We start from the raw sequence: 6,365 nt of genomic DNA, 5'->3' as shown, positions 1-6,365 counted from the left end.
AGGGTGGACCAGCCGCTGGCGACGATGGAGGGATCGCGCACGGGTTCCCCGGCCAGGGACAGGTCGGGAAAGCGCTCGAAGAGCATCTCCAAGGCGGTCGTCCCCTCCAGACGGGCCAGACCGGCGCCCAGGCAGAAGTGCGGGCCGTGCGAGAACGCCAGGTGTCCGCGCTGCTCCCGGGTCAGGTCGAACTCCTCGGCGTCGGCCCCATGCTGCTCCGGGTCGCGCCCGGCCGGGCCGAAGCCCATGAGCAATGCCTCCCCGGCCGGTACGGTCATGCCGCCCAGGGTGACCTCCTCTGCTGTGTACCGCAGCGGCAGGTACTGGATGCTCGCGTCCCAGCGCAGGGTCTCCTCCACCACGTCCGACCACGAAGCCCGGCCGGAGCGGACCAGTTCCAACTGGTCGGGGTGGGTGAGCAGCGCGTGCACGGAGTTGCCGATGAGGTTCATCGTCGTCTCGTAGCCTGCGCCGATCATGAGGATCAGCGTCCACACCAGCTCGGTCTGGGAGAGCCGTTCCTCGCCCTCGGCCCGCGCCTCCAACAGGGCGCTGGTCAGGTCGTCACCGGGGTCCTCGGCCTTGGCCGCGGCCAGGTCGGCCAGGAACGTCTGCATCTCGCCGTGGAGGCGGACGGCCTCCTCGGGAGTGGTGCTCGCGTCGAAGACCGTGTGCATCATCCGGTGCAGGACGTCGCGGTGCTCGGGGGCCACCCCGAACAGTTCGGAGATGACGGTGATGGGCAGCGGCAGAGCCAGCGCCTCCTTCAGGTCCACCGTCTGGGTCCCGGCCGCCGCGATCTCGTCCAGCAGCTCGGAGGTGATCTCCCGGACCCGAGGCCGTAGCGCCTCCACCCGGCGCGGGGTGAACGCCTGAGAGACCAGGGTGCGCAGTCGACGGTGCCGATCACCGTCGGCGGTGAGCATGTTGTCGGGCGCCACCCACGACACCAGAGGCCAGTCCATGGGGATCTCGCCGTCGTTCCACGCCCGCCAGTGCCGCAGCTCCTTGCGCACCCCGGGGTGGGCGAGCGCCTCGGCCAGCACCGCGTGGTCGGTCACCGCCCGAACAACCACGCCACCAACGATCTCCACCTCGACGACGGGTCCGAGTTCGCGGAGGCGGGCGGACTGTCGGGGGAGGTCCTGGGGGAGGAGGACGGGGCGCTGTTCTGCCATGACGGGGTTCCCTTCGGAAGGCCGGGTGTGAAGGTGACGGGCAGGGTGGACAGGGCCCGGGCGAACGGCGAGACCCGCCAGTGCGGGGTCGGGTCGCTCGCCCGGAGCCGTGGCAGGCGCTGGATCAGTGACTGGACGGCGACCTCGGCGATGGCCTGGCCGAACCCGCGTGCGGGACAGCGGTGCGGACCCACACCGAAGGCCAGGTGGGCGCGGTTGTGCTGTTCGACGTCATCGGCGGCGCCGGCCATCGCGTGGTGCGCCGCGGCGTATCCGAGCAGGATCGGTTCCCCGGCCTTGATCAGGCCGCCGCGTTCGACGGGAACGTCCCGGGTCGGGTACAGCACCGGGTAGTTGGTGATCGGCGGTTCGCGCCACAACACCCGGTCCACGAGCTCGGCCACGCCGACCAGGGTGCCGCTGAGGGCGTTCGCGGTCTCGGGGTCGGTGAGCAGGACGTGCATGCTGGAGGCGACGAGGTTGGCGGTGGGCTCGGCGCCCGCGCCGAAGGTCACCACCATCTGGTGCAGGATCTCCTCGTCGGAGAGCCCCGCCCGGTGCTGGAGCAGCCACGTGGTGACGTCCTCGCCGGGTTCGGCGTGCTTGGCGGAGACGGCGTCGGACAGGGCCCGCTCGTACTCCTGGTTGGCGCGCAGGACGTCGGTCCCGTCCCACAGTTCGCTGATGGAGGTGAGGACCCGTTCGGCCACGTCCCCGGAGAAACCGAACAGGTCGGCCATCACCATGAGGGGCAGCATCCGGGTGTACTCGGCGACCAGGTCGGCCTCGCCTCGTTCGACGAAGGCGTCGATGAGTGCGTCCGCGTGTCGTCGCGTGACGTCACCGACCCGGCTCTCGGGCACACGACCCAGGGAGTCCACCACGGCCCGCTTGAGCCTGGTGTGCTCCTCACCGTCGGCGTACAGCAGGTTGGGGCGGTGGGCCATCATCGCGGCGACGGGGGAGTCGTCGGGGACACGGCCCTCTCGCCAGTCGCGCCAGAGCCGTGAGTCGCGGCGGAATGTTCGGGTGTCGCGGCACCAGGCCGTGATGGTGGCGTAGTCGGTGACGATCCAGGCGCGGACGCCGGGGGCGATCTCCGCGGGGTGGACGGCGCCGTGCTCGGCGGTCAGGCGTTGGTGGATCGTGTGGGGGTCGGCGTGGTGATCGGGGTCGAACAATCGGGCATGGGGGCAGGTGGTCACACGTGTCCTGAACTACGTGAGCGGCTGGTGGGCGGGACAAGTGTAGAAGGATTTTCGGGACCTTTGTCCCGTCCCACGGACGTTTCCGACACCGGGCACCACACGTCCGAGCCCCCGGGAAGGGGGTGACGAGGGCGTCCAGGAGCGGAGGACGAGGGGCTCGCGGCCCCGAAAAGGTCGCCGGGGACCGGGAGGGTCTCGAACTCGTCGACCCGAGCGTGGTCCGGGTGACCCGCCGGCCCGAATCCGTCCGCCCCCGTGAAAGGGCTCAGCCCTCCCGTCGCTCGGAGTACTCGCTCGCCCATTCCAGGAGGGGGATGAGCAGCGCGGTCACCTCTTCGCCCGGGGCGGTCAGTCCGTACTCCACGTAGGGCGGGACCACGGGGCGCGAGTCACGGTGGACCAGGCCGTCCGCCTCCAGGGTGCGCAGCGTTTGCGCGAGCATCTTCTCGCTGATGACGGCGATGCCGTGGCGCAGTTCACTCCACCGGCGCGGCCCTTCGGACAGGGCGACCAGGACCAGCAACCCCCATTTTCCGGTGACGTCGCGGATCAGGGTGCGGGAGGGGCAGTCGCTGCTCAGGATGGGACTCCCGATCAGGGGGAGTGCGCGCCGGCCCTCCGGCTCTTCTTCGGTTTCCGTTCGGATCATGATGTCAACTTACCAAAAGGTGGGTACCCCACCCAAGGAATGTGCTGCCGGCCGGTGTCGTTGTCGATCGACGGAACACACCTCCCCGAACGTCACAGAACCGAGGAACAGCATGTCCGTCGTCGTCACCGGTGCACCGGCCGCGACACCGCCAAGCCGGCCGACCTGGCCGAATCGGGCGTCTCCACCGCGCGCGCCGACTTCGAGGATCCCGCGTCCCCGCGTGCCGCCTTCGCCGGGGCCCACACCCTCCTGCTGGTCTCCGGCGTCCTGGGTCGCGAGGTGGCCTACCGCGACCTGGGCGACGAGGAGTTCCGGGCGGTGCTCGGCGGTACCGGCATGGACGAGGACACCGTGGAGTTCGTGGCCGGACTGGAGGTGGCCACCCGCGAGGGTGGGCTGTACGACGAGCCCGGCCTTCTCTCCGAACTGATCGGCCGACCCACCACCCCGATCGTGGACACCCTGCGCGCCGGCGCCTGACCCACGACGGCCCCAGAGGGGCCGCCCCGGAGAACGCGGCTGCGGGGCGGCCCCCTCGTCATCGGCTCAGGTGTTCTCCGGGGCCGCCTCCAAGCGCCGGCGGTAGCCGTGCAGTGTGGTCAGGAACGGTGACGGCTCCAGCGTGGGATCGCCCTCGTAGCCGAGCTCCTCGGCCACCGGGGCGAAGGGCGAGTACGCCGAGTCGGTTTCCCGCAGGCCTTGGCCCAGGTGCCGGTCGGCGACGTCGCCGATCCACTCCTCCAGGTCCAGGCTCTCCTGGAGGACCCGCCGGGCCCGCTCTCCCCGCGGCCCGATCTCGTAGGCCTCCCCGTCCGCGCCCCGGTACGGGTGCCCCAGGTAAAGGACTCGCGGTCGGACCTCGTCGCGCAGGTACTCCAGGCTCGCGCGGTAGGCCCGCGGGTCCTCGTAACCGGGAAAGCCGTTGGCGGCACCGTGCGCCTGCACCGCGTCACCGACGAACGCCGCACCCTGTCCGTCCACCACGTAGGCCACGGAGCCGGCCGTGTGGCCCGGGACGTGGTGGGCGGAGACGGTGACGCCCCCGCCCAGGGTCAGGATCTCGCCGCCCTCCAACAGGACGTCGGGCTCCATCTCGCCGGAGATGACCTTCGCAGCCGCCTCCGTCTGCGCCGCCTCCCCCTGGGGATCGCGCAGGTAACGGTGTCGCACCTCCAGGTACTGCTCCACGTGGGCCCGACGCGACCTCAGCAGGTGTGCGTCGGAGCGGTGGATCACCACCTTCGCGCGCCGGCCGGTCAGCTCCCACAGGGCGTGCGCGCCCCCGAGGTGGTCGATGTGGCCGTGGGTGAGCAGGATCCAGCGGACCTCGGTGATGTCGCGGCCCAGCCGCCGGAGCGCGGGGGCCATTCCGTCGGCGGGGGAGGAGGCGATCCCGGTGTCGACGATGGCCGGTTCGGGCGCGTCGACGAAGAAGCTGTAGAGACCGAAGCGTCCCCATGGTGACACCAGGGGGTGGATGTCGACGTCCTGCGCCATCGTCTCTCCTTCGAACAACAACATTGAGATTAGTATAATAATATAAGCAAATGGATCCCGCGGGCGCCACCGCCACAGGCACCACACCCCCGGCGCCCGGACATCGAAGAGGAGCTGTACATCCATGGCCGATTTCATGACGTGGGACGCCGGAGGGGACGAGATCTCCATCCGCAAGGATCTGCGGGCCCCCATGCGCGACGGGGTCTCCCTCGCCGTCGACGTCTACCACGGCACGGAGGACAGGCCACGACCCGCGCTCGTGGCGATCAGCCCCTACGGAAAGGAACTCCAGGCCCAGTCGCTGACGCTGCCGCCCCAACGCCGTCCCAGCCCGCTGTGGGACGGCTGTCTGGAGGCCGGTGACATCGCGCGCATCGTCAAGGAGGACTACGCCCACGTCATCGCGGACCTGCGCGGATCCGGCGCCTCCGACGGCGTCATGGTGGGCAACTACAACGCCGGCGGCCCGCCCCTGGGCAAGGACGTGTACGACCTCGTCGAGTGGGTCGCCGAGCAACCCTGGTGCGACGGCAACATCGGCATGGTCGGCGTTTCCTACTTCGCCTCGATGCAGGTGCTCGGTGCGGCCGAACGGCCCCCGCACCTGAAGGCGATCTTCTGCAGCGGAGGCCATTACGACTTCTACGAGACCTCCTACCACGGCGGAGTCCTCTGGTTCATGCCACGGGCGGCCCGTGAGGGACGCGGCGGCGACTCCGGTATCGCCGTCGGCGAGATCAGGTCCCGGATGCGCGAGGAACTCTCCGACGAGGAACTCCACGAGCGCGTCCGCGCCCGCCTGGCCGACCCCGACATCGTCAAGTGGCCCAACCTCGCGCACATCCTCCACTACCCGAAGAACCGCGAGCTCTGGTACGACATCATCCTCAACGAGCTCGACGGTGAGTACTACGAGGAGGGCAACCCCATCACGCACGCTCCCAGGATCGACATCCCGGTCTACGTGCAGATCAACTGGGGGCGCGGCTGGACCGTCGACGGCAGCATCGAGCTGTTCAACGCGCTCAAGGGCCCCAAGAAGCTCGACCTGCTGCCCTACCCGCCGATGCAGGAACGCCCGTTCCACGAGGTCCACGACGACATGTTCCGGTGGTACGACCACTGGCTCAAGGGCGTCGACAACGGGGTGATGGACGAACCCGCCGTCAACGTCTTCGTGGAGGGCTCCCGCGAGTGGACCACCTCGGACCACTGGCCGCTGAACGAGGTCGAGTACCGGCCGCTGTACCTGCGCCCGCGGCGCAGACTCTCCGTCGACCCCGAACCACTGGGGACGGAGTTCGCCGACCCCGACGGCTTCTACCAGGCGCCGCTGACGGTGACCGACAAGGTGGAGATGCTGACCTGGTCCACCGAACCCTTCCACGAAACCACGGAGATGATCGGGACCGGCGCCGCGCACCTGTTCGTGGCGATCGACACCGACGACACCAACCTCATCCTGCGCCTGTGGGACACCGCCCCGAGCGGCGCACGACAACTCATCACCACCGGGTACCTCAAGGCTTCGCATCGTGAGTTGGACGAGCGCACCACCGAGGGCGATCCCCACCACCCGCACACGCGCTCGGTCCCGGTGGAACCGGGCGCGATCGAGGAGTACGTGGTGCGCCTGTACCCCTTCGCGAACGCCTTCCGACCCGGGCACCGCCTCCAGGTGGAACTGTCGTGCAACGAGCCCCTGGCGGACGCCCACAACTCCCTCCTGCCGCCCGAGGCCATGCACCTGCCCTCGGGCCGCGCGACGAGTCACAAGGTGTACCGGGACGCCGAGCACCGCTCCCGCCTCGTGCTGCCGTTCACGAC

6 protein-coding genes are annotated in these 6,365 nt (G+C 69.8%); 2 read left to right on the top strand and 4 right to left on the bottom strand.

Annotated features, from left to right (window positions below; translation table 11 throughout):
* The 3 genes from K8V84_RS21205 to K8V84_RS21195 form a co-directional block, all read right to left on the bottom strand.
* Nucleotides 1–1,076, bottom strand: a 1,076-nt coding sequence (locus K8V84_RS21205) for a cytochrome P450 (protein ID WP_304077771.1), incomplete at its 3' end; no start/stop codon positions are given.
* Complete coding sequence (locus tag K8V84_RS21200) at nucleotides 1,058–2,359, bottom strand: cytochrome P450 (protein WP_304077768.1); 1,302 nt, start codon at nucleotides 2,357–2,359, stop codon at nucleotides 1,058–1,060. The genes K8V84_RS21200 and K8V84_RS21205, both read right to left, overlap by 19 nt.
* Before the next feature lie 292 nt (nucleotides 2,360–2,651).
* Nucleotides 2,652–3,035: a helix-turn-helix domain-containing protein gene (locus K8V84_RS21195; RefSeq protein WP_304077765.1), complete on the bottom strand. Its 384-nt coding sequence runs from the start codon at nucleotides 3,033–3,035 to the stop codon at nucleotides 2,652–2,654.
* A gap of 54 nt (nucleotides 3,036–3,089) precedes the next feature.
* On the opposite strand from K8V84_RS21195, the gene K8V84_RS21190 reads away from it, so the two are divergent.
* Nucleotides 3,090–3,518, top strand: coding sequence for a hypothetical protein (locus K8V84_RS21190; protein ID WP_304077762.1), 429 nt, complete (start codon nucleotides 3,090–3,092; stop codon nucleotides 3,516–3,518).
* 66 nt (nucleotides 3,519–3,584) lie between these two features.
* On the opposite strand, the gene K8V84_RS21185 is transcribed toward K8V84_RS21190, so the two are convergent.
* A complete protein-coding gene (locus K8V84_RS21185; protein WP_304077759.1) occupies nucleotides 3,585–4,559 on the bottom strand; it encodes an MBL fold metallo-hydrolase in 975 nt (324 codons plus the stop codon).
* Between the two features lie 100 nt (nucleotides 4,560–4,659).
* Between K8V84_RS21185 and K8V84_RS21180 the strand changes: the two genes are divergently transcribed.
* Nucleotides 4,660–6,365 (top strand): CocE/NonD family hydrolase (locus tag K8V84_RS21180; RefSeq protein ID WP_304077757.1); only part of this gene is annotated, 1,706 nt, incomplete at its 3' end.

Origin of the sequence: Nocardiopsis listeri, assembly GCF_020741345.1 — a bacterium.
GTDB lineage: Bacteria > Actinomycetota > Actinomycetes > Streptosporangiales > Streptosporangiaceae > Nocardiopsis > Nocardiopsis listeri_A.
This window is presented reverse-complemented; position numbering and strand designations above follow the sequence as displayed.

What these genes read in the sequence shown, in the direction of transcription:
- K8V84_RS21195 (WP_304077765.1), bottom strand. Translation starts at nt 3,035, where the DNA reads ATGATCCGAACGGAAACCGAAGAAGAGCCGGAGGGCCGGCGCGCACTC.
- K8V84_RS21185 (WP_304077759.1), bottom strand. Translation starts at nt 4,559, where the DNA reads ATGTTGTTGTTCGAAGGAGAGACGATGGCGCAGGACGTCGACATCCAC.